This is a genomic window from Apilactobacillus timberlakei (assembly GCF_002993965.1).
Lineage (GTDB): Bacteria > Bacillota > Bacilli > Lactobacillales > Lactobacillaceae > Apilactobacillus > Apilactobacillus timberlakei.
This window is the reverse complement of record NZ_POST01000001.1, coordinates 93,756-118,293: the sequence shown is the minus strand read 5'-3', so window position 1 is coordinate 118,293 and position 24,538 is coordinate 93,756. Positions and strand designations below refer to the sequence as shown.

Here is a 24,538-nt window from a genome sequence, read left to right as displayed (position 1 = left end):
TTTAAAAGAAGTTTAATCTATTTCGCGAATAGATGTATGTAATTGGGGGTAAGGATATTATGAAGTTAAAATCTATGTTGGAAGTTGGTGCTGTGGGAGCAGCATCAGCATTCTTATTGGCCGCTTGTGGTAATAACAGTGGCAAAGAATCAAGTAGTAAGTTGGTACAATGGCAACAATCAGCTAATTTAACTACTCTAGATGCATCAAAGGCTACTGACAATACTGCTTTTGGTACATTGAATAATAGTAATGAAGGGTTATTAATGTCTGGTGAAAATAATACTGTTAAGCCAGGAGTTGCTGAAAGTTATAAAGTTTCTAAGGACGGTAAGACTTATACATTTAATCTTAGACATTCTAAATGGAGTAATGGAAAACCAGTTACTGCTAAAGACTTTGTATATGGTTGGCAACGTACTGTAAATCCAAAGACTGCTTCTCAATATTCATACTTATTCGATCATGTTAAAAATGCGACCGAAATTGGTAAAAATAAAGCACCACTTTCTTCTTTAGGTGTTAAAGCTGATGGTGATTATAAGTTAGTTGTAAGTTTGACCAAACCTCAAACATATTTTAAATACTTAGTTGCAATGGCACCATTTTATCCACAAAGTGAATCAGTGGTTAATAAATATGGCGGTTCATATGGAACTAACAGTAACAACATGATTTACAATGGCCCATTCAAGGTAACTGGTTGGACTGGTACCAATGATAGTTGGAAATTAGTTAAAAACAATGATTATTGGAATGCCAAGAACATTAAATTTGATGGTGTTAAATTTAATGTTCAAAAAGATCCTAATACTGCTTTGAATCAATACCAAACTGGTGGTTTAGATGTTGATACACTTACTGGGAAACAACAAGTTAATGAATTCAAGAATAGTAAAGAATTACACAGTGCTAAGGGTGCAACTACTTTCTATATTGAAATGAATGAAAAGAGTAATCCAGTATTCAAGAATGCTAATATTAGGAAAGCAATTTCATTGGCTATTGACCGTAAACAATTTACCCAAGATGTTTTAGGTGATGGTTCAACTCCAGCGGTTGGCTATGTTGCTCCAGGAATGTCTAAGCGTGACGGTAAAGACTTTACAGATGATGCTGGCACTAAAGAAGGCGTTAGTTACAACTTAGCAGAAGCTAAGAAATTATGGGCTAAGGGTCTAAAAGAAACTGGTAAAAAATCTGTAAATGTTTCAATGCTATCTGATGATACTCCAGCTGGTAAAAATACTACTGAATTTTTACAAACTGCATTAGAAAAGCTACCTAATTTAAAGGTTACTGCACAAAACATTCCATTTAAATCAAGATTAAGCCGTTCACAAAATGGTCAATTTGATATGGTAGTAAGTGCATGGGGCGCTGATTTTCCAGATCCAATTTCATTCTTATCATTGTTTACTAGTGATAATGCATACAACAATGGTAAATGGAAGAATGAGGAATATGACGCTTTAGTACAAAATGCTGAAGGCAAAGATGCTAATAATGCTGGTAAGCGTTGGGATGATCTTGTAAAAGCTGAAAAGGTATTGATGTCAGACCAAGGAATTATTCCTATCTATCATCAAGTAACCCCAAGAGTTATCAAACCAAGAGTTCAAGGAATTCAATTCTTCCCAACAGGTTCGCCATATAATCTTAGAGATATAACTTTATCAAATAAATAGTACACAAGTTATTTGAGATATTATCAATAGATAGACTATAATAGGGATAAGTTAAATGCTTACTGTATTTATGGCAAGTGTTTAACTTTTTCCGTACATATTAAACATAGTTTAGTATAAAAACTAAAAAAGATTGTGAGGAGTCATCATGGTAAGATATCTGGCAAAACGAATATTTTATTTAATCTTGACATTATTTATTGTAACGACAGTTACATTCTTTCTTATGAAGATAATGCCAGGAACACCATTAACTAATGAAGCGAAGTTATCGCCTTCAGAAAGAAATATGGTTTTACAACAATATGGTTTAAACAAACCAGTTTGGCAACAATATATTAGTTATATTGCAAATGCCGTCCATGGTAATTTTGGAACATCATTCCAATTTAGTGATCAACAGGTTTCTTACTTAATTTCTAGTCGTGTTGGACCTTCATTGTTATTAGGTCTACAAGCAATTATCGTAGGAGTTTTGGCAGGAATTGTTGTTGGATCATTAGGAGCTATCAAAAAAGGAACATGGGTTGATACAACAACTACTATTGTTTCCATTTTAGGAATTTCAATTCCTTCATTCGTGCTTTCAATCTTACTACAATACTTTGTGGCATTGAAATGGGGTTGGCTACCAATTGCCGGTTGGAGTGGATTTGCTTATACGATTCTGCCAACGCTAGCGTTAGCGGCAATGCCATTTGCTGAATCTGCTCGGTTTGTTAGAACTGAAATGGTTGATGTTTTAAGTGCCGATTACATTGAATTAGCTCGTGCTAAAGGTTTAAGTAAATTCGGTATTATTTACCATCACGCTTTAAGAAATAGTTTGATTCCATTAGTAACAATTGTTGGACCACTAGCTGTTAACATTATGACTGGTTCACTTGTTGTTGAAAATATCTTTGCTATTCCTGGAATTGGTGAACAATTCGTTAATTCAGTTGTAACTAATGATTATCCAACTATTATGGGATTAACTATTATGTACTGCTTTATGTTATGTGTGGTATTACTAATAACTGATATTATTTATGGATTAATTGATCCAAGAATCAGAATTACAGGAAAGAGGGGTTAAAACATGGCAGACAAACAACAAGAATTACCAAAAGATGCATTTGAACCCTTATCAGATGGTTCACATCTAGATAATGAAAAAATTGCTGCTCCTTCGTTAACTTTCTTAAGAGATTCTTGGCGTCGTTTAAAGAAAAACAAAGCGGCAATGATTTCGTTAATTATTTTAATTCTATTATTCGTGGTGGCATTTGGCTCAGCTTTAATTCCATCCATGAATAATGTTTCTACTAATCCTAATTTAAATAATTTGCCTCCACGTATCCCTGGAATTGACATTCCTGGATTTAACGGAACTTTAGTTCAAGGTGGGCAAAGAGTTAATGCTTATACAGGTGCTGCTGCTAATCATTACTTCTGGTTTGGTAGTGACTATTTAGGTCGTGACTTATTAGCTAGAACATTGTATGGTACTAGAATTTCATTGATCATTGCAGTAGTAGCAACTTTCTTTGATTTAACCATTGGAGTTGCTTACGGAATTATTTCCGGCTGGAAAGGCGGAAAAGTTGATACTGTAATGCAAAGAATTATTGAAATTATGCTATCGATTCCTAATTTGGTTGTTATGATTCTACTATTATTAATCTTGCATCCAGGTATTCCTGCTATTATTATTGCGATTGCCTTTACTAGTTGGATTAATATGGCCCGTTTAGTTCGTGCTCAAACATTGGAATTAAAGAATCAAGAATTCGTATTAGCTGCTAGATCATTAGGTGAAAGCTCAGTTAAGATTGCTTTTAAGCATCTATTACCTAACTTAACTAGTGTTATTATCATTAATACTATGTTCACAATTCCAAGTGCTATCTTCTTCGAAGCATTCCTATCATTTATTGGAATTGGGGTTCCGGCTCCAGCTGCTTCATTAGGTACTTTAATTAGTAATGGTCAAAAATCATTCCAATTCTTACCATATCAAATGTGGGTTCCCGCTGTTGTGCTATCAGTATTAATGATTGCATTTAACATTTTAGGTGATGGATTGCGTGATGCATTTGATCCAAAATCAAGAGAGTAGGTGACATAGAATGGAAAACAAAGATGATATCCTAGAGGTTAGAAATTTAACGATTAATTTCAAAACTTATGCAGGTAAAGTTCAAGCCATTCGTGACATTAGTTTTGATTTAAAGAAAGGTGAAACCTTAGCAATCGTTGGTGAATCCGGTTCTGGTAAATCAGTTACTACTCGTAGCATTATGGGTTTGAATGCACCTAACGCTGAAATTGCTGGCGGTAGCATTAAGTTTAAAGATGAAGAAATTTTAGATAAAAACGAAAAACAATTAAGTAAACTTCGTGGTAAAAGCATTGCTGAAATTTTCCAAGATCCAATGACTTCATTGGATCCAACAATGAAAGTTGGTAAGCAAGTTGCTGAACCTTTACGTATTCATCAAGGAATGAGTAAAGAAAAAGCCATGGAAAAAGCTTTAGAAATTATGAAACTGGTTGGTATTACAAATGCCAAAGAAAGAATCAATGATTATCCATATCAATTTTCTGGTGGGATGAGACAAAGAATTGTTATCGCAATTGCTTTAGTTAACTATCCACAAGTATTGATTGCCGATGAACCAACCACTGCCTTGGATGTTACTATTCAAGCTAAGATTCTTCATTTAATGAAGGAGCTACAAACTAAGATTAATACTTCAATTATCTTTATCACTCATGATTTGGGTGTAGTTGCAGGGATGGCTGATCGTGTTGCAGTTATGTATGCTGGAAAAATTGTTGAATATGGGACTGTTGATGAAATCTTCTATAATGCAAAGCATCCATATACTTGGGGACTATTAGGTTCAATGCCTACCCTTGATACTGATGCCGATGTATTACCATCAATTCCAGGAACACCTCCTGATTTGTTGGAACCACCGGTTGGGGATGCCTTTGCTGCTAGAAATAAGTATGCACTTAAGATTGATACATTAAAACAACCACCATTCTTTAAAGTTTCCAATACTCACTATGCAGCAACCTGGTTATTAGATGACCGTGCACCAAAGGTCACACCACCAGCTGACATTGTTAAGCGTCAAGAACACTTTAAAGCAACACATAATAACTAATAATTAGGTGGTGAAATCATGTTAGAAGAAAATGCTCCTAAAATTCTAGAAGTTGAAGGATTAAAACAATACTTTAATGTTGGTAAAGCAGATGAAGTAAAAGCGGTTGATGATATTTCATTCGATGTTTATAAGGGTGAAACTTTTGGTTTAGTTGGTGAATCTGGTTCTGGTAAAACCACTACTGGTCGTGCCATTAGTCATTTGTATGAACCAACTGCTGGAAAAATTATTTTTGATGGCAAAGATGTTTCCAAGCTAAGACATAAGGCACAAAAACAACAATTTAGAAGTGATATTCAAACTATCTTCCAAGATCCATATGCTTCTTTAAACCCTCGTATGAAAGTTGAAGATATTGTAGCTGAAGGAATTGATATTAATCATTTAGCTAAGGATAAAGAAGATCGTAAGCATCAAGTTGAAGATTTACTTGAAACTGTTGGTTTAAATAAAGAACATGCTAATCGTTATCCACATGAATTTTCAGGTGGACAAAGACAACGGATTGGAATTGCTCGTGCATTGGCAGTAAAGCCTAAATTTATCATTGCCGATGAACCAATCTCTGCATTAGATGTTTCAATTCAAGCCCAAGTTGTTAACTTATTAAAAGATTTACAAAAGAAACGTAAGTTAACTTACTTATTCATTGCCCATGATTTATCAATGGTTAAGTACATTAGTGATCGAATTGGTGTTATGCACTATGGTCGGATGTTGGAAATTGCGGATGCTGATGAATTGTATGCTAATCCATTACACGATTATACAAGAAGTCTATTATCAGCAGTTCCAGTTCCTGATCCAGAATACGAACGTAGTCGTCAAGCCTTTGATTATGATGCAAGTAAAGAAGATGATGGGAAGAATCGCAAGCTAGTTGAAATTGCTCCTCGTCATTATGTTCGTGCATCTGAAGATGAAATTGATATGTATAAACAACGTTTGAAAAAATAATTAGATATAAAAAGAACCGTTATCATTTGGATAACGGTTCTTTTTATTACTTTTATTATACGTTTTCGTCAGTACGATTGTAGTATTGGACTTTAATATTAGTACCATCTGGTTCAGCAGTTAACTTAGAAACACTACCATTTAAGATGGATTCAGAGACATCAATGCTACTATCAGCAAATTGGTCGATTGCCCATCTAATAATAGTACCATGAGCAGCAATTAACACGTTTTCGCCATCTTTAGCATTTTGAATTGCTTTCTTTAATCCAGGCATGAAACGAGCACGAATATCACTATCCGTTTCAGCATCACCATAAGGATCGGCTTCAGCAATTAAATCAGCAGTGCCTCCCATACCTAGTTTATCGATCATTTCACCGTAGCTACCCATACCTTTAGGGCCACCAATTTGGTGCCAAGCTTGTTCACTGTCGTTTCCTTCGAAGTAACCAAAGTTTTCTTCACGAAAGGCAGTATCCATAATAGGTTCTTCAAGTGATGAAGGATTTTGTTGCAAAATATATTTACCAGTATCATATGCACGTGGCATATCACTTGAGTAAGCATGGTCAAACTTAATTTTACTCAATCTTTTACCAGCATCCACAGCATCAGCAACCCCTTTAACAGTTAGTGGGGCGTTAGCCGATCCTTGAATACGGAAATATTTGTTTAAATAAGTTTGTCCATGACGTACTAGATAAATATTAATCATAAAAAAACCTCCTATTTTTCATAAGTCTCTATCAATATTAATTTTATCATACAAATTCTTTGTAATAAAAAGATGACCCTCAGGTTAAAAATTTTATTTTACCAATTATTTGTGCTAAAATTATTAATCAACTTTTGAATGGAGGAAATGTCTAGATGGCTGACTCAATTAGAAAATATGAAACTAAACATTTAAAAAACGTCTTAGGGAAAATAGGCGTTGCTAAAACTGAAGCGGCACAAAAAATTAATCGTGCTGAAAAAGATGAAAGTGCAATCAATAAAAATTTTTACAATGATGTCCGTCTAAAAACAAGTACTTATAGCGGGATGATGGAAACTTCGGTTTCTATCCGTCAACAACAACAAATGCTTGAAGAGCGTGAAAATAGTTGGAAACATGCAACTAGAGAATATGATAAATTAAATAAAATGGAGGAACGTCCTTACTTTGCACGTTTGGACTTTGAAGAAGCTGGAGAAAATCAACCTGAAACTATTTATATTGGATTAGGTTCTTTTGCCGATAGTCCTGATCATTATTTGATTTATGATTGGCGTGCCCCAATTTCAAGTATTTACTATGATAGTAAGATTGGTAAATTAACTTATAATACTCCTATGGGACCCCAAGAAGTTAATGTGACTTTAAAACGTCAATTCCAAATTAAAGATGGAGAAATTGATACCATTTTTGATACCGACCAAGTAGTTGGCGATCAAATGTTACTAGATAACTTAAATGGTAAGTCTAGTACCAAAATGAAGAGTATTGTTACTACCATTCAAGCTGAACAAAATAAGATTATCCGTGATACTGATTCAGACTTATTATTTGTACAAGGAGCTGCTGGTTCAGGTAAAACTGCTGCTGTTTTACAAAGAATTGCTTTCTTACTATATCAATACCGTGGAAAATTGCATTCTGGTCAAGTAATCTTATTTTCACCTAACCAATTGTTTAACGATTACATTAATCAAGTGTTACCTGAATTAGGGGAACAAAACATGGTGCAAATGACTTACTATCAATATAGTAGTTTGCGGGTTCCACATATGAATGTTGAAACCTTATCCGAACGTTTTGAAGAAGATAACTCGGCAGATGGTCAAGTTCGTAGAATTAATAATCTAAAGAACAGTTTAGATTACTTTAAAGCAGTCACAGCTTATGCTAATCATTTGAACACTGAAGATATGAAATTCAAGAATTTGAAATTCAATGGGGAAATTTTTATTTCTCGTGAGAAAATTGCTGAAATTTACTATAGTTTTAATAAAAATTATAATTTAAGAAATCGTCTTTCTGCTACTAAAGAAAAACTTATTAAGATGTTAAATCGTCGCGTTAAAGCTGAAATGAAAACTGATTGGGTAGAACAAGCAGTACAAGACTTAACGCGTGAACAAATTGAAGCTGTCCAAAGAACCCATCCCGATGAATTTGAAAATGCGGATAAAGAATTCAATTTCTTAGCTAAACATATTGTCATTGGGGCCTTTAGAAAAATTCGTAAACAAATCGTCCATGCTCGTTTCTTAAGAATTAATAATCAATTTGTCCACATGCTAAGAAACATTCCTAATTTAGTGAATTTGAATGATTATGATTTAACTAAAGATGATTGGGAAAAGAGTGTTGATCATTCCATCGAACAAATGAAGTCCGGCGATATTTCAATTTCAGATGTATCAGCTTACCTATATCTATTTGATAAGATTTCTGGTAAACGTGCTAAGACTGATATTAGATATCTATTCATTGATGAAGTTCAAGACTATACTGCCTTTCAAATGGCTTTCTTAAAATTCACATTTCCACGTGCTCGTTTCACATTATTAGGGGATTTGAATCAAGCTATCTTTACCCATGAAAATAGTCATAAATTATTAAAAGAGTTGGGAACAATGTTTGATCCTGAAAAGACCAACGTTGTGCAATTGACTAAATCATATCGTTCAACTGAACAAATCACTGACTTTACTAAACATCTGTTAGGGAATGGTGTCGAAATTGAATCCTTCGCGCGTGAAGGTGATAAACCAATGATTAATGTTGTGGATGATCGAGAAGCTGCCCTTAATAAATTAAATGATAAAATCAACTCCGATAAGCAAAAACATGATACCACCGCTATTATTGTGAAAACTTTAGCGGATGCTGAATCATTATCCGAACAATTAAATCAATTGAACGTAAAAAATACACTTATTAGAACTGAAAATCAACGTTTGGCTACTGGAACCTTAATTATTCCTTCATACCTTGCTAAAGGACTAGAATTTGATTCTGTAGTGATGTGGGACGCCAGTGCTGAACAATATGGTGATGAAGCTGATCGTCAATTAGTTTATACAATCTGTACGCGTGCAATGCATGAACTAACCATTATTGCTGAAAAACAATTATCACCAATCTTCAATACTGTCCCTGCAAAATATTATGATTTACAATAATTAATATTAGTAACAAATAAAGAGAGCTTAACTAAGCAAGTTAGGCTCTTTTTTAATACATCTAAATATAGAAATGTTATGATTGAAAACAATTATTTATTTTAATGGAGGGACTGCTTTGGCAAATCCAATTAACTATTACACTTTTAAAAAAGATGAGTGGAAAAAATTTTATCATACTCAATCAGTGCCACTAACTAAAGAAAGTTTAAAACAAATCAAAGCGTTTAATGACCAGATTTCATTGCAAGATGTTAAAGATGTTTATATTCCAATTGTTCATTTATTAGATTTATGTACGAAAAATTTTAATGATTGGCAAAAAACTAAAACTCAATTTTTAGATAAAGAAAATCGTAAAGTCCCATTTATTATTGGAATTTCTGGAAGTGTAGCTGTTGGTAAATCCACCACTGCTCGTTTGTTAGAAGTGTTGCTAAGCCATTTCTTTCCTAAAAAGAAAGTGCAATTAATTACGACGGATGGCTTTTTATATAATACGAAAGAATTAGAACGTCGTGGCATTATGAATCAAAAGGGTTTCCCAGAAAGTTATGATATGAAAGCTCTAATTAACTTTATGAATGAAGTTAAATCCGGTCAACCGAATGTGAAAGCACCAGTTTATTCACATGAAGTCTATGATATTATTCCTAATCGTTATGATATTATTGACCAACCCGATATCTTAATTATTGAAGGAATTAATACTCTTCAATTACCAAGTAATCAACAAATTTATGTGAGTGACTTTACTGATTTCTCAATTTATATTGATGCTGATGATGATTTAATTGAAAAATGGTATTTAGACCGCTTTAAGAAATTAATGGATACGGCTTTTCAGAATCCTTCGAATCATTATTATGAATTGGCACATTCTAATCGTGAGAAAGCAGTCCAAATGGCAAAAGACGTCTGGCAATCAATTAATTTACCAAATTTAGAAGAAAACATTAAACCCACTAAAACAAGAGCTGATTTAATTATTCATAAGGGTGAAGAACATTGGATTGACAACGTTTTATTAAGAAAATACTAATCAGTAAAATTTGACACAATCTTATCTTCTCGGTATGATTAAAAGCAATTTAGAAAAGGAGCGTGGATGGTTTGGCTGAAATGGACCTATCTTCATTTGACAAAATTTTGGTACTTGACTTTGGTAGTCAATACAACCAATTAATCACCCGTCGTATTCGTGATTTTGGTGTATATTCCGAATTGAAGTCTCACAATATGTCAATCGAAGAGATTAAAGCTTTTAACCCTAAGGGAATTATCTTCTCTGGTGGACCTAACAGTGTTTATGCTGATGACGCCTTGAAAGTTGACCCTAAAATTTTTGAAATGAATATTCCAATCCTAGGAATTTGCTATGGAATGCAATTGATGGCATATGATCTAGGCGGTGGAAAAGTTGATGGCGAAGATCATGGTCAATATGGACATGCTGATATCGACATTACGACTGACGATGCTGATTTATTTAAGGGCTTACCTAAAAATCAACCAGTTTGGATGAGTCATGGAGACCTTGTTAGAAAGGCTCCGGATGGCTTCGAAAATGTGGCTTCCGCGAAAGGGTGTCCCATTACTGCAATGCAAGATACCGCTAGAAAGTTCTATGGAATTCAATTCCATGCTGAAGTTAGAAATACCAAATATGGTACTGACATCTTAAAGAACTTCGTGTTTAACGTTTGTGGCGCAGAAGCAAACTGGTCAATGAATGATTTTGTTGACTTAAAGATTAAACAAATCAGAGAAGAAGTCGGCGACAAGAAAGTTATCCTTGGTCTATCCGGTGGGGTCGATTCAAGTGTAACTGGAGTTTTATTACACAAGGCAATTGGTGACCAATTAACTTGTATCTTCGTAGACCATGGTTTACTACGTAAGAACGAAGTTGAAGAAGTTATGGATAGTCTAAAAGGTAAATTCGGCTTGAATATCATCCAAGTGGATGCAAGTGATCGTTTCTTAGGTAAGTTGAAGGATGTTTCTGATCCGGAACAAAAACGTAAGATTATCGGTAAAGAATTTATCGAAGTGTTCAATGATGAAGCTCGTAAGCTAAAAGACATTGATTTCTTAGCGCAAGGAACTCTATATACCGATGTGATTGAAAGTGGTACTGATACTGCTCAAACCATTAAATCTCATCACAACGTGGGTGGACTTCCAGAAGACATGCATTTTGAATTAATTGAACCAGTGCGTTCATTATTCAAGGATGAAACTAGACACTTAGGTGAAGAAATGGGGATGCCAGCTAACTTGGTATGGCGTCAACCATTCCCAGGTCCTGGTCTAGGAATTCGTGTCATTGGTGAAATTACTCAAGAAAAATTACGTATCGTGCGTGATAGTGACTTTATTTTACGTAAAGAAATCGCTAAAGCAGGCCTTGATACGGAAATCTGGCAATACTTTACGGTCTTGCCTGGATTCAAGAGTGTGGGGGTCATGGGTGATGAAAGAACTTATGACTACACCATCGCAATTCGTGCAGTGAACTCAATCGATGGAATGACTGCTGACTTTGCACAAATTCCATGGGATGTTTTATCAAACATTTCAACTAAGATTGCAAATGAAGTTGATGGCATTAACCGAGTAGTGTATGACATTACGAGTAAGCCACCTTCGACAATTGAATGGGAGTAAGAAATAGTTTTTATTACTATTACATTAGAAACGTTATCCATTTTGGGTGACGTTTTTTATATAAATTCAAAAGTAAAATTACTTATGTTAATATTATTTATATAAATGATTATAAAATTAGTGTGCTGTGTTTCCGCAAAAATATTTTTATAAAAAAATATTAAATTAAAATAAAAAGTAATAATAAACAAATTAAACATTAATAAAATAATTTTTGGAGGAATTATTTGCAGAATAATATAGAATCAATAAATAATCAGTTAGATAAGTTATTGGAACATTCAATTTATGTTTTAGACAATGCAGATTTGAATATTGATGAAAAAAAAGTATTAAAAGAAGAATTTAATTCAAATATAAGCTTAATACAAGATGTTATTTTAAATATAAAAAATGAAATCTCAAGAATAAATATTTCTACAAATTATGATAGTAATTTGAAAGATTTTTTAAATAAAATAATTTCATCATTTCAGATAAATGATTTAAAAACAATAAAATTACAAATAAAGAAATTATTAAATGAATCCAATCGTTTGTATATTTTGTCCAAAATAGCCATTGTAAAAAGAACTGCAGTAATTGTAGGTGCTAATGGAAGCGGGAAATCAACTTTTGTTAATAGTTTGTATGGTAGTAATCTTTCGAATTTAACTGTTATTCCTGCTCAAAAGGTTTTATATTTTGAAGATTACAATAATAATATAAGTACTACAAGCATTAACGATTATAGAAACGATTATTTAAGACCTGTAAATAATGATTTTAAAACTAAAATCATGGGTCTAGATATTGATAGAAAATTAGTTGCTCCATTTACAGCTTTAATAACAGCTTTAATAAACGACTTATCACAAAATTCTAATAATCAACGTAATTTAAAATTAGAATGTAGGACTAAATCAAATTGGGATAAGTTATATGAAATATGGAAAAAACTTATTCCTGAAATAAGTTTTGATATCGATTCCTTTAAAAGAACTATTATTCCTGTTAGAAATGGTAATAGATACAGCCTTAATGAACTAAGTGATGGAGAAAAATGTATATTATTTTATATTGCAAATGTATTATTAGCTAACAAGAACTCTTATATAATTGTTGATGAACCAGAAACTTTTCTTAATCCGGCAATTTACAATAAATTATGGGATAAACTTTTGGATGTTAGGAGTGACTGTCAGTTTATATTTACATCACATAACATTGAATTTATATCCGCTAGATTAAACTCAACAATTATTTGGTGTAAAAAATTCACTCCTCCAAATAATGTAGAATTACATCCATTGGAAAATAATGAACTGCCAAATTCACTTTTAACTGAACTAATCGGAAGTAGGAAGAAGATTTTGTTTTGTGAAGGTTCATTATCAAGTTATGATTATAGAATTTTTTCAAAAATATTTATGGATGATTATACTATAAAGCCTGTAAAGGGACATGATCAGGTTATTGAATATACAAAAACCTTCAATAAATTACCTAGATGGGTTGAAAATTCTGCAATAGGAATAATTGATCAAGATGGATTAGAAGATAAGCAAATAAAAGAGTACAAGAATGATAATGTGTTTTGTTTACCCTATAATGAAATTGAAATGATACTTCTAGATGAGACAGTAATAAAAAAGGTATTGAATTGTTCTAAAGATATAAAAGAAACAAATGATTTATTCAATTGTTATAAAAATGATTTTTTTGAAAGAGTTAAGGAAAAAAGAAATGAAATTATATACAATATTGCAAAAAATAGATTAGATTCTTCTATTAAAAGATCTTTCATAGACTCTAAAAGGGAAAAAAGAAATCTAGATAATTTAATAAACAATGTAAATGATTTACCTAATAAATTAAATCCTAAAGAAGTAGTAGATAAAATATCAAAACAATTAAGAGATGTTATTAAAAATAAAGATTATAGAAAAATGTTAAAAATGTGTACTCTTAAAGGTGAGATATTAAAAGATATGGCCAATAAATTACTACAAGCTGACTATGCAAATTTTGCAATTGGTAGGATAAGCAAAGATGAATCTCTAAGAAAATATTTAAGAAAATTAATTAAGAAGTAATTAAATAATCTATTATTAAGTTAAATCGTACTTCAGCAGGGAATACTGCTTACTTAGAATCACGAAATGTTGCTAATGATAGTTTACGTTCCACACAAGATGTTAAACCAACGGGTTGGCATCAAAAGTTTATCAATCTTGAAGCAATTATTAATCGTGGCAATGAGATTGCTTATAGTTTATCTAAAGGTATTAGTGTAAATGGTAATTATGAACCTCGTTTACAATCAGGTGATCAAAATAATTTAAAGAACTTATTTACACAAACTGCTTTTAGTAATCAAAAAGTACAAACCATTTACGAAAGTAAGGTGCGCGATGCTTTACGTGCTGGTAAGAAAGTCATTTATCAAGTTACACCTGTCTTTAAAGGCAGCGACTTAATGGCACGTGGAGTGCATCTGCAAGCATTATCCACTGATAATACTTTAGATTTCAATGTATATTTATATAATGTGCAACCAGGAGTGCAATTTAACTATGCGGATGGAATTTCTAAGATTGATCATAATATGAATGTGAATGTACCAACTCCAGCAGGGGTACCTAGTTTTAGTGAACATCGTAATTATAATGGTGAACACTATCATCGCTATCATTATGTTAGGGATGCGGTGATTGCTGGAGCAGCTCATCACTATATTAAACGTCATTATCAAAGAAAATATGAACGTCATAATTATTATCATCCATATCATCGTCATTTTTATGGACATCATAGACGTCATCATTTATTCTAAATAGTAAAAGCAGTCCTTAAAAAAGCAGTCCTTTTTTAAGGACTGCTTTTTTATTATTTCTTATACCAATGATTATCAGTTTTTGGGACTAAGTAAAATGATTTATGAGTAACTTTATAGTGTTTGTTTTTTATTACATAGCCACCAGTAGACATAAAGTACATTGATACTTTTAAATGAGTTCCTTTTTTTATGTAACCAGCATATTTAAATTTATTAGCTGCCTCATATTTACCAGGGATTATTTTATATACTTTTACTCTTTTTGTAGTCCTTACATTGTTTTTAGCTGATGCCCCATATTCATATCCAGAAATTGCGTTAGCATTGACACTAAAAGTTAAAAACATTATAAATAATGATAAAAGAGCTATTGTTGATTTTTTTATCTTCATAATAATTCACCTCCATATATTAATATTACCATTTATTTATGATAACATTAGAATTGAACATTCTTAAATTAAGGAGTTTTATGCAATATACAAAGAAATTAATAATTCAATTTTTCGTTTTATTTTTACCAGTATATTCAATCATTGATGGTGCAATTGGATTAGCGCATGATGATTTGTTTCATCCTGACGCGCTAGTATTATTTGGAGTATTGGTAATTGGGATTATTAGCTTAATAAATATCATCATTTTTATTAATAAACTAATCTCATTAGGATGGCATAATATTCCAATCTATTACAAAATAATGTTTGTATTTCATTTAATCTTATTTATACCTAGCTTTATGTCTTGGTTATCATTTTTTGAAATTATCCCTTGGAATTGGAATGTAATTGAGCTAATTTATTACCTAGTTCATAGATAATTAAGTAGGGAGTTTATATGAATTATAAAGACAAATTATGGATACAAGGATTAATTTTATTCATTCCATTATTTATGATTATTGATGGAATGATAGAAATGAATAATAAAAGTATATATCACTCAGATACATTTGTATTATTTGGCTTGCTAATCATGGGGATCATTAGTTTGATCAATGTTTTAATAACTTTTATTAAAATTATGATTTATGGTTGGAAAAATCTATCTATATATGATAAATGTATGTTTGTCTTCTATTTGATTTGGTTTATTCCGACATTTGTTTTATGGTCATTTTTATTAGTTTCATTATTCAATTTTTAGATTAAGCATTGTCTCTTTAGACGATGCTTTTTTGTTGTTATATAATTAATGTAAATCTTTGATATGAGGAGATGAATTTAAGCATGACGCCAACAGAATTCCACAAAATTTATGATTCATTAAATCAATATGGCAAATCAGCATTAAATTCTATTACTGATGAAAAGTCCGATTATCGAACCCATTCACATGATATTATTTATAAACGCTTCTATATTAATGCTCACGATATTGGAGAAATTTACCATTACACTAGTATAGGAGCACTAAAAAATATTGTTAAAACTAAGTTATTCTATGTTGGATATATTCATTCAATGAATGATCCCTTGGAAGTTCGTTATACGTACCGTGTTGCGGTGGAATATTTAAAACAATTAAATGCAACAAAAGATGAAATTAATACTTTTATTAATGATTATAAGCATAATAATTTTGATAGTTATGTTTGGAGCTTTTCGCCTAATCGTAATTCACAAGCGCTAGGTAATTATGGGGATGTGGCATTAGGTTTTGATAGTCAAAAGATTCAACAAAAATTATCAGAACAATATACTTCACCTGATTTTAAACATATGGGTGAAGGCTATGGTTATGTGTTCCCACTAAAAGTTGAATATAATCGAAAAACACATAAAGAATTTATTATGCCCATTATCAAAGAATGGCTCGATGCCTATCGTGGCTTAAGAGGTGTCTGGAATTCAGTAGCAATTGATATCCGCAAAAAATGTTTAAGTTCATTGTTCTTACTATCATTATGTTTTAAACGGCAGATCTTATGGCAAGAAGAAGAGTTAAGGTATGTAATTGTTAAACCTAAGCATGATAATGTTGATTCATCAACTCTCATTAGTGATCGCCCCATTTCACTAGCGAAAATTAATCCCAATATCTTACGTGAAGTCGTGTTAAGTCGTCAATCCGAGTATCGTAAAGATGAATTAAAAAATGTATTAAGAGAAAATGGTTTTGCGAAAACCAAGGTAAAGATTACAGATTTACCATACTAAATAATATGATTTAGTATTTTTATTAATATTTATATATTATGATAATAATGATAATTTTATTTAAAAAAGGAGTATGTGAATATTAATAAGAATATCTATGAGTCACCATTAGTGGGTTTATTGTTGGCAATGAATTCTGGGGCTATTGATGCGTATACTTTTTTGCAACATGGACAAGTCTTTGTTGGTTTACAAACCGGAAATTTTATTTTACTAGGCATGAGTTTAAGTAAATTAGCAGGTTTCAAATCTTTGCGATACTTATTTTCAATTTTAATGTTTGCTTTAGGAGTCGTTTTTATTAAGCATTTACAGGCTAGTCGATATAAAGAACGTAATATTAAAAGGATTATTTTAATTATTGATGTAATTTTATTAATTATCGTAGGGATTTTAGCAAATATACTTTCTGACATTTTTATTGTAGGTTTACTAGCGATTGCAGCTGCAGCTCAATTTCAAGAATTTAAATTGATGAATGGCAATCCATTTAATCCATTGATGATGACTGGTAACTTAAGAAAGTTATTAGATAACTTTTATTCGTTTTTGCGATTTAAAAATGTTAAATCAAGACGGATTGCGATTGATACATGTTTAGTTCTATTTTGTTTTATCTTAGGTTCTTTAATTATGGGACTATTAACAAATGTTTTTGATAAATATGCTATTTTCTTGAACGTACTAATTATATTTAGTGTTTTATTGATTACTAATAAAAATTAATAGCTTAAGCATTGTTCTTTAGACAATGCTTTTTTTGTACTAAAATAAACATATTAATTTAAAGTTTGGAGTGTGAAAAATGGGTAAGTATGTATTTCAACCAACTAATGTTGATAAATTAAAAGCTGACTATGATGTAATAATCGTTGGTTCAGGTTCAACGGGATTAGTTACTGCGATTCAAGCCTATGAATTAGGCTTAAAACCAGTTATTTTAGAAAAAATGGATAAACTAGGTGGTAATTCAACTCGTGCATCTTCTGGGATGAATGCTGCTGAAACAGAAACACAATTAAAACATCATATTATTGATAGTTTTAAAGCGTTTTATAATGACACCTTTATTGGTGGTGATAAGCAGAACAATCCTGAGATGTTAGATTATTTTACTAGTCATTCATCATTGTCTGTCGATTGGTTAGCTGATCATGGAATCGATTTAGATGATTTAACAATTACTGGTGGCATGCATACTAAAAGGACTCATCGTCCTAGCTCTGGGGCACCCATTGGAGCATTTCTAGTTACTAATTTTCTTAAAATTATTGAAAAAGATGAGATTCCAGTTTTTAATAATATTGATGTGGATAAAATTTTAAAAGTTAATAATGAAGTAACTGGCGTTCACGTTAAGTTATCAGATGGCACTAGGAAAGATATTCATGCTAAGGCGATTGTTTTAGCAACTGGTGGTTTTGGCGCTAGTAAAGAAATCATTGGTAAATATCGTAGTGATTTAACTCATTATCGAACTACTAATCAGCCTGGAGCAACTGGCGATGGTTTAAAATTAGCTACTGATGCTGGAGCTGGATTAGTGGACATGGATAAAATTCAAGTTCATCCGACTGTTCAACAAGATAATGATCATGCTTTCTTAATTGGAGAGGCCGTTCGTGGCGAAGGCGCAATTTTAGTTGATCAAAAGGGTCATCGCTTTGTGAACGAATTAGATACTCGTAAGAATGTTACAGCTGCAATTAATCAATTACCTGAAAAATCAGCATATTTGATTTTAAATCAAGGTATTCGTAATCATGTTGGTGCGATTAATTTTTATGATTCCATCGGTTTAGTTATTCATGGTGATTCCATTAGTGATTTAGCTAAAAACGTTAATGTGGATGCTGATGAATTAATATCCACTTTGGATAAATGGAATCAAGCAGTGAATGTTAAACATGATGCTGAATTTAATCGTACAACTGGAATGGATCGCGATATCAGTGCAGGGCCTTATTTTGCTATTCATATTGCACCAGCGGTTCATTATACAATGGGTGGCATTAAAGTGAATGCTAAAACTCAAGTTCTAAATGCAGATAATCAACTAGTGCAGGGATTATTCGCTGGTGGTGAAGTTGCTGGTGGCTTACATGGCGATAATCGAATTGGTGGTAACTCTATTGCTGAAACCGTTATCTTTGGTCGTCAAGCAGGCCAACAAGTATTTAAATATATTGAAGATAAATAAAAGGAGCTTATTTTGAAAAATAATTTTATTAAATTACTTATAATAATTGGAGTAATAATACCTTTATTTAGTATTTCATATATTAATTCTGATGCTTCTAATACTCAGATATCACTTTTAAACAGTGTATCTATTAATCAAGATGTTAAGAAATATAAAAATCCAGCATCTAATATTAATGAACTATATGATTTCTTTTATGCTAATAACAAGAGTATTTATAATCAAGAAAAACAAGTTGTTAATAATAAACTAGATGAAGTTTTAAACTACCTGAATCATTTTAAATTTACGCAAAGTCGTTCCCAATCCATTTTAAATGAAATTGATTTTAATCATTCTGATGTTTTGAAACAAAAAGTAAATAATTATGCAGATTTAGTTAATCTTGTGATAAAAGATTTAACTGATCCATCACCAGTTAAATTAGAGCCAACTAACCAAGTTTCATCTGATAAATTTTCGACAAAAAAATGGGAAACTGGATACATTAATCCAGATTTTGCATATAAGTCATTACATGTTGAAGCTTATGATGATGGTGATTATGATTGGTATAATATGAATATTCCCGTTTATAAAAGTATATACAAATTAAATCATGATGATGCACGTTATAAAAATGCAGATAGCTATATCTATTCAAATAAAACCAAAAATAAAAAAAGCTTAGGATTTATTAATGCCAGTAAATGGAAAATCAAAAAATATAATTCGAATATTTTTATGATAAAGATTAATAATCATGTCTATTATGTTCCCAAGAAAGTAAAAGTATTATTTTTTAAGCGGACGGTTTTTGAAAAATATAATACACATATAGATAAAAATGGAAATGCTTTGTCATTATATTCTGCTTCTGAAAATAGCTTAGATAAAAAAGTTGTAATCAATCATGATGCTAAATTCCCTAAAAATAAAATATTACATTGGGTTGGAGCATTAGGATATAAGGACTATGGAAATAGGTATCATTCTATTAGTAAAAAAGACCAGTTTGATTGGCAAATTGATGGATATTAATTAACTTAATTAAAGCAATGTTTGATTAAAAGCATTGTCCTTTGGGCAATGCTTTTTGTCTGATACAATGTTTATAGGAGATGAGTTTACATATGCATAGTGGAGAATTAGCTGAATGGGTTGCCGCTATAGCTGAATCCCTATCAGTTATTGTGGCACTTCTTTTACCATATTATAATAGTCATAAAGAAAAGAAGTTAAAACGTCGTAATGTAAAAATCGTTATTAAGAAAATGACTGAAAGAGCCATTCAAGGCGATAAAGATGGGGTTTCACATTTACGTTCAATGTTGACTAATGTACTATTTAACAACTTGGATTCTCGTTTGGAAGATATTATTGATTCTGGTCAACAAATTTATGAAATTTTAGATGATCATGATCATCTTTCTAAAGAAGATATCAAACAAATTAATGATTTATTAGAACAAATCGATAAAAAATAGTTAAAGTGCTGACATATTAATCAGCACTTTTTTAGCATAAATCTAGTGAAAGGAAAAATTATAATGGATAATAAAAATTATTTACCTACCCAAATTGAAGTGCGTGGTGGCAATGTGCATAATTTAAAAAATATTAATGTTGATATTCCATTAAATCAATTTGTTGCCATCTCTGGTCCATCTGGTTCTGGAAAGAGTTCACTTGCAATGGGGATTTTATATGCTGAAGGTTCTAGAAGATATTTAGAAGCATTATCTACATATACAAGAAGACGAATTGGGCAAAGTGCACATACTAATGTTCGTGAAGTTCGCCATATTCCATCTGCAATTGCTTTAAAGCAGCGTCCCAATGTACCTTCAGAACGCTCAACAGTCGGATCAATGAGTGAAATTTTTAATATAGTAAGATTAATTTTTTCGCGTTTAGGCTCACCTGTTTGTCCTAATGGTCATCGGGTTAAACCTAGTTTAAAGATTGCACAATCAATGGATTTACCTAACGATGGTCAAAGTGGCATGGGGATGATTAAATGTCCTACTTGTGGGGTTCAATTTATGGCTAAATCAGCAGAAGATTTTGCATTTAATGCTGGTGGTGCTTGTCCTAAATGTGAAGGGACTGGTCAAGTTAGTGCATTAGATCCTGATACAATCATTGAAGATGAAAACGAATCGATTGATGATGGTGCGATTGCACCATGGCATTTACCGGGTCGTAACTTTATGTCCTCAATTGCTAAATCATTAGGGGTTCGTACAAATGTACCTTATAAAAATTTAACCGATAAAGAAAAGCAGATTGTGCTACATGGTGAAAAGAAACAATATCCAGTTGATTTTCATACATCAACTGGACGTGTATTTCACACTGATAATGCATTATATGAAAATGCATATGAATCAGTATATGAGTCAATGAAAAAGGCTAAAAGCTCACGAGCAGTTAATCGTATTAGTAAATTTTTTCATTTTTCAACTTGTCCAGTTTGTCATGGATCACGTTTGAATCCATCTTTATTAAATCAATTAGTTGCTGGTAAAAATATTGCTGAAGTTTCTGATTTAACACTGGGTGAATTAGAGCATTGGCAAAAATCAACTAAGCAATCATTACCGGATAATATGCAACATATGGCTGATATCTTATTTGAAAATTTAGATGATAATTTAAGTCCATTACTAGAACTAGGATTAGATTACTTAACCCTTTCTAGAAGTGGAAATACTTTATCAACTGGTGAATTACAAAGAATTCAATTAGCCAAAACTTTACGAACAGAAACAACTGGCGTTTTATATGTATTAGATGAACCTTCAGTGGGATTACATCCCGATAACATTAAGGGTTTGATTCATATTTTTCGTGTTTTAATTGCGCAAGGTAATTCATTAGTAGTCGTTGATCATGAAGTGAATATTATTAGTGCTGCTGACTGGGTGATTGAGATTGGTCCTGGATCAGGTGATGAAGGTGGAAATGTGATTGCACAAGGTACACCTAAACAGTTAACGCATAACCAAAAATCGCTGATTGGGCAATTTATTGATGGTAAAGCTGATATCATGCATGCTAAAGTACCAGCAAATGTTGATTGTGCAGATACAAGTATCCAAATAAATGATTATTATAATTTGCATAATGTAGAATCAACTATTCCGAGTGGTCAAATTACTGCAGTAACTGGTTTCTCTGGTGCTGGGAAAACTAGCTTGATTTTAAATAGTTTAGTGCCAGCCATTCGTGAATATCAGCATGCTAAATTACCTAAACAAGTAGCTAATTTAACGACTGGAATAAAAAATATCGTTAGTGTTGATGCCAAACCTGTTGGTAAAAACGAACGATCAACTTTAGCTACTTACACTACCATTATGGATCATTTGCGACACATGTTTGCCCGATTACCAGCGGCTAAAGATAAACATTATGGAATTGGTGCATTCTCTTATAACAATAAGCAAGGAGCTTGTCCCACTTGTGGTGGCTTAGGGAATATTCATTTGGATGTGCAATATTTACCAGACATTGAAGAAGTTTGTCCTACTTGTCATGGCAATCGTTTTAATCCTAATATTCAAGAAATAAAATGGCATGGATATAGTATTGTCGATTTATTAAAATTATCGGTTAAGGATGCGTTACCAATCTTCAAAAGTGTCCCATCAATCGAAAGGCAATTACAAATTCTTGATGAAATTGGTTTGAATTATTTACATTTAGGAGAAAGTACACCTAGTTTATCTGGTGGTGAAGCTCAACGTTTAAAATTGGTTAAACATTTAAGCAATAATCAAAGTGATACGATGTTTGTTTTTGATGAACCATCAGTAGGATTGCATCCAATTGATGTCCAAACCTTAATTGGTGTAGTTAATCAATTAAAACAAAAAGGTGCAACAATTATTCTAATTACGCATGATTTAGACTTAATGACAAATGCTGATTATATGATTGATTTAGGACCTAAAGGTGGTAACTTCGGTGGTAAAATTATGGCTTCAGGTAAACCTAATGAATTAATTAAAAAGCCGGATAGCCTAACTTTACAATATTTAGCTAAGCATTTTAAAAAGTTTAATTTATAAAAAATACATCCCTAATTCAAATAATTAGGGATGTATTTTTATTTGTTTTCATAGTATTCAACATTACGATTATTAATTGCTTGGCATTTACGATTATTATGACCGAATTTTTTAGCGAACCAATCAACTTGATTTTGACTAACTGTCATTTGACTATTGGTGATAACCACCCACTCTACATTTTCTGTTAGTGGCGGAGTAGTAAGTGATCCAGCATAATGAAACCCATTGGCTAAGTTAGGAATCCACTCGGTTAAATTAATTGAAACATCATTTTCTTTATTAGGGACAAAGCTATTAATAATTTCTTGTAATGATGCATCAGCGTTACCAATTTGTACTAATAATGCAATTACAACGGTTTGTCCAATATTATTTTTGTGAACTAAATGAATTTCAAAAGGTGCAACTTTACCATTCACAGTGTGTTCAGCAGGGGTATGAAAATGAATTTGTTGAAAGCTAAATTCACGATTGAAAACGGTAGCATTACCCATTCCGGTTAATCTAATAGTAGTCCCATCATCAATCTCATTATTTAATTGATAGAATTCATCTACACTGATTGGCAAGAATTCTTCATATTTATTTTGGTCATCAATTGATAAATTAATAGGTGATTGCATTTTGCCAAAATTATTTGGCCAATTTTCTTGATCGTTATAATTTAACATTATATGTCTTCTTTCTATAATTATGAAATTTAGCAGGTTCTCTAATTAATATGTTAATATAACATACATATAAAATAAAATGGAGGCACGTGACTTTGAAATTTACTTGGGCAAATAATGATAAAATTGAATATGGAATTAAGCAATTTTTAGTAAAAAAAGGTGTTAGTCATCGTATGTATAACGATTTGAAACATGATGGTGATATTTTATTGAATCGTGATGATACTACATTTGATGCTCAAGTTAAACCGGGTGACGAATTAACAGTTATTTTTCCTGATGAACGAAGTGATGACGAGGTTGCTTTTAGTGATCATCCAATTAATATTATATATGAAGATGATAATTGGTTAGTTGTGAATAAACCAGCGGGGTTAACTAGTGTCCCAGGGCCCTCAAATCGTGAAGATACATTAGTGAATCGTATTAAGGGTTACTTAAGAAAAATAGACAGTCACGATTTAAAACCACATTTAATCACACGGTTGGACCGTTTTACTTCTGGTTTAGTTTTAGTTGCCAAAAATCGTTTAGCAAATAGTTTGGCAAACCAACAAGTGGCTAAACATCAGATTGAAAAATATTATTACGCGATTGTTGATGGAGTATTGTCTAATTCGCATGCAATTATTAATCGACCAATTGGCAGAGTAGGCGACAATTTCCGGCGTGAAGTGATTGCTGATGGTAAAAATGCGGTTACTGAATATTGGGTTAAACAAAGCGTTTCAGATATTACTCTGTTAAAAATTAAATTGCATACAGGTAGGACACATCAAATTAGAGTTCACATGACTGCATTCGGTCATCCACTCCTAGGCGATCAATTATATAATGGACCCTTGGATAGAGGAATCAAACGCCAAGCACTACATGCTTATTATTTAAAATTCCATGATGATTTATCAAATGTCGACCGTGAATTTAAATTAGATTTACCAGCCGATATGAAAGCAATTTTATAGTGGAGGATGGA

21 protein-coding genes and 1 pseudogene are annotated in these 24,538 nt (G+C 31.9%); 19 read left to right on the top strand and 3 right to left on the bottom strand.

The window, feature by feature from the left end; translation table 11 throughout:
- Positions 1-59: 59 nt before the first annotated feature.
- The 5 genes from C7N71_RS00665 (at position 60) to C7N71_RS00645 (ending at position 5,806) form a co-directional block, all read left to right on the top strand.
- On the top strand, positions 60-1,688 hold the full coding sequence (locus C7N71_RS00665) for a peptide ABC transporter substrate-binding protein (RefSeq protein WP_105987267.1): 1,629 nt from the start codon (positions 60-62) through the stop codon (positions 1,686-1,688).
- Between the two features lie 148 nt (positions 1,689-1,836).
- On the top strand, positions 1,837-2,766 hold the full coding sequence (opp3b, locus tag C7N71_RS00660; protein WP_105987266.1) for an oligopeptide ABC transporter permease: 930 nt from the start codon (positions 1,837-1,839) through the stop codon (positions 2,764-2,766).
- Between the two features lie 3 nt (positions 2,767-2,769).
- On the top strand, positions 2,770-3,789 hold the full coding sequence (locus tag C7N71_RS00655) for an ABC transporter permease (RefSeq protein WP_105987265.1): 1,020 nt from the start codon (positions 2,770-2,772) through the stop codon (positions 3,787-3,789).
- A 10-nt stretch (positions 3,790-3,799) separates the two neighbouring features.
- Positions 3,800-4,846 (top strand): ABC transporter ATP-binding protein, encoded by a 1,047-nt coding sequence (locus C7N71_RS00650; RefSeq protein ID WP_105987264.1) that lies wholly within the window; start codon positions 3,800-3,802, stop codon positions 4,844-4,846.
- A gap of 18 nt (positions 4,847-4,864) precedes the next feature.
- On the top strand, positions 4,865-5,806 hold the full coding sequence (locus C7N71_RS00645) for an ABC transporter ATP-binding protein (RefSeq protein ID WP_105987263.1): 942 nt from the start codon (positions 4,865-4,867) through the stop codon (positions 5,804-5,806).
- A gap of 55 nt (positions 5,807-5,861) precedes the next feature.
- Here C7N71_RS00645 and C7N71_RS00640 read toward each other — a convergent pair whose 3' ends face one another.
- Positions 5,862-6,524: a histidine phosphatase family protein gene (locus C7N71_RS00640; RefSeq protein ID WP_105987262.1), complete on the bottom strand. Its 663-nt coding sequence runs from the start codon at positions 6,522-6,524 to the stop codon at positions 5,862-5,864.
- 155 nt (positions 6,525-6,679) lie between these two features.
- Here C7N71_RS00640 and helD point away from each other — a divergent pair, with 155 nt between their 5' ends.
- The 5 genes and pseudogenes from helD to C7N71_RS00615 all read left to right on the top strand — a co-directional run.
- The gene (helD, locus tag C7N71_RS00635; RefSeq protein ID WP_105987261.1) at positions 6,680-8,980 is read left to right on the top strand and encodes an RNA polymerase recycling motor HelD; all 2,301 of its coding nucleotides are present in this window, start codon (positions 6,680-6,682) and stop codon (positions 8,978-8,980) included.
- 118 nt (positions 8,981-9,098) lie between these two features.
- Entirely contained in the window at positions 9,099-10,022 is a 924-nt protein-coding gene (coaA, locus tag C7N71_RS00630) for a type I pantothenate kinase (protein ID WP_105987260.1), read from the top strand.
- 80 nt (positions 10,023-10,102) lie between these two features.
- Complete coding sequence (gene guaA, locus C7N71_RS00625; protein ID WP_105987505.1) at positions 10,103-11,650, top strand: glutamine-hydrolyzing GMP synthase; 1,548 nt, start codon at positions 10,103-10,105, stop codon at positions 11,648-11,650.
- A gap of 227 nt (positions 11,651-11,877) precedes the next feature.
- A complete protein-coding gene (locus C7N71_RS08295) occupies positions 11,878-13,725 on the top strand; it encodes an AAA family ATPase (RefSeq protein WP_105987259.1) in 1,848 nt (615 codons plus the stop codon).
- A gap of 20 nt (positions 13,726-13,745) precedes the next feature.
- Positions 13,746-14,249, top strand: a pseudogene (locus C7N71_RS00615) (DNA/RNA non-specific endonuclease); the annotation flags it as partial.
- Positions 14,250-14,518: 269 nt separating this feature from the next.
- On the opposite strand, the gene C7N71_RS00610 reads toward C7N71_RS00615, so the two are convergent.
- Entirely contained in the window at positions 14,519-14,860 is a 342-nt protein-coding gene (locus tag C7N71_RS00610) for a hypothetical protein (RefSeq protein ID WP_105987257.1), read from the bottom strand.
- 80 nt (positions 14,861-14,940) lie between these two features.
- Here C7N71_RS00610 and C7N71_RS00605 point away from each other — a divergent pair, with 80 nt between their 5' ends.
- The 8 genes from C7N71_RS00605 (at position 14,941) to C7N71_RS00570 (ending at position 22,885) form a co-directional block, all read left to right on the top strand.
- The gene (locus C7N71_RS00605; RefSeq protein ID WP_105987256.1) at positions 14,941-15,288 is read left to right on the top strand and encodes a hypothetical protein; all 348 of its coding nucleotides are present in this window, start codon (positions 14,941-14,943) and stop codon (positions 15,286-15,288) included.
- Positions 15,289-15,305: 17 nt separating this feature from the next.
- Positions 15,306-15,614, top strand: coding sequence for a hypothetical protein (locus C7N71_RS00600; protein WP_105987255.1), 309 nt, complete (start codon positions 15,306-15,308; stop codon positions 15,612-15,614).
- A gap of 83 nt (positions 15,615-15,697) precedes the next feature.
- A complete protein-coding gene (locus C7N71_RS00595; protein ID WP_105987254.1) occupies positions 15,698-16,627 on the top strand; it encodes a hypothetical protein in 930 nt (309 codons plus the stop codon).
- Positions 16,628-16,702: 75 nt separating this feature from the next.
- Positions 16,703-17,353, top strand: a complete 651-nt coding sequence (locus C7N71_RS00590) for a YoaK family protein (RefSeq protein WP_105987253.1) — start codon at positions 16,703-16,705, stop codon at positions 17,351-17,353.
- A gap of 79 nt (positions 17,354-17,432) precedes the next feature.
- Positions 17,433-18,827, top strand: coding sequence for a flavocytochrome c (locus C7N71_RS00585; RefSeq protein ID WP_105987252.1), 1,395 nt, complete (start codon positions 17,433-17,435; stop codon positions 18,825-18,827).
- 12 nt (positions 18,828-18,839) lie between these two features.
- A complete protein-coding gene (locus C7N71_RS00580; RefSeq protein ID WP_105987251.1) occupies positions 18,840-19,850 on the top strand; it encodes a hypothetical protein in 1,011 nt (336 codons plus the stop codon).
- Positions 19,851-19,942: 92 nt separating this feature from the next.
- Entirely contained in the window at positions 19,943-20,296 is a 354-nt protein-coding gene (locus tag C7N71_RS00575; protein ID WP_105987250.1) for a hypothetical protein, read from the top strand.
- A gap of 63 nt (positions 20,297-20,359) precedes the next feature.
- A complete protein-coding gene (locus tag C7N71_RS00570) occupies positions 20,360-22,885 on the top strand; it encodes an excinuclease ABC subunit UvrA (RefSeq protein ID WP_105987249.1) in 2,526 nt (841 codons plus the stop codon).
- A gap of 38 nt (positions 22,886-22,923) precedes the next feature.
- Here C7N71_RS00570 and C7N71_RS00565 read toward each other — a convergent pair whose 3' ends face one another.
- Complete coding sequence (locus C7N71_RS00565; protein WP_105987248.1) at positions 22,924-23,559, bottom strand: carbonic anhydrase family protein; 636 nt, start codon at positions 23,557-23,559, stop codon at positions 22,924-22,926.
- An 89-nt stretch (positions 23,560-23,648) separates the two neighbouring features.
- Between C7N71_RS00565 and C7N71_RS00560 the strand changes: the two genes are divergently transcribed.
- Positions 23,649-24,527 carry an RluA family pseudouridine synthase gene (locus C7N71_RS00560; RefSeq protein ID WP_318530525.1) on the top strand — a complete coding sequence of 293 codons (879 nt, stop codon included), beginning with the start codon at positions 23,649-23,651 and terminating at the stop codon, positions 24,525-24,527.
- Positions 24,528-24,538 lie beyond the last annotated feature (11 nt).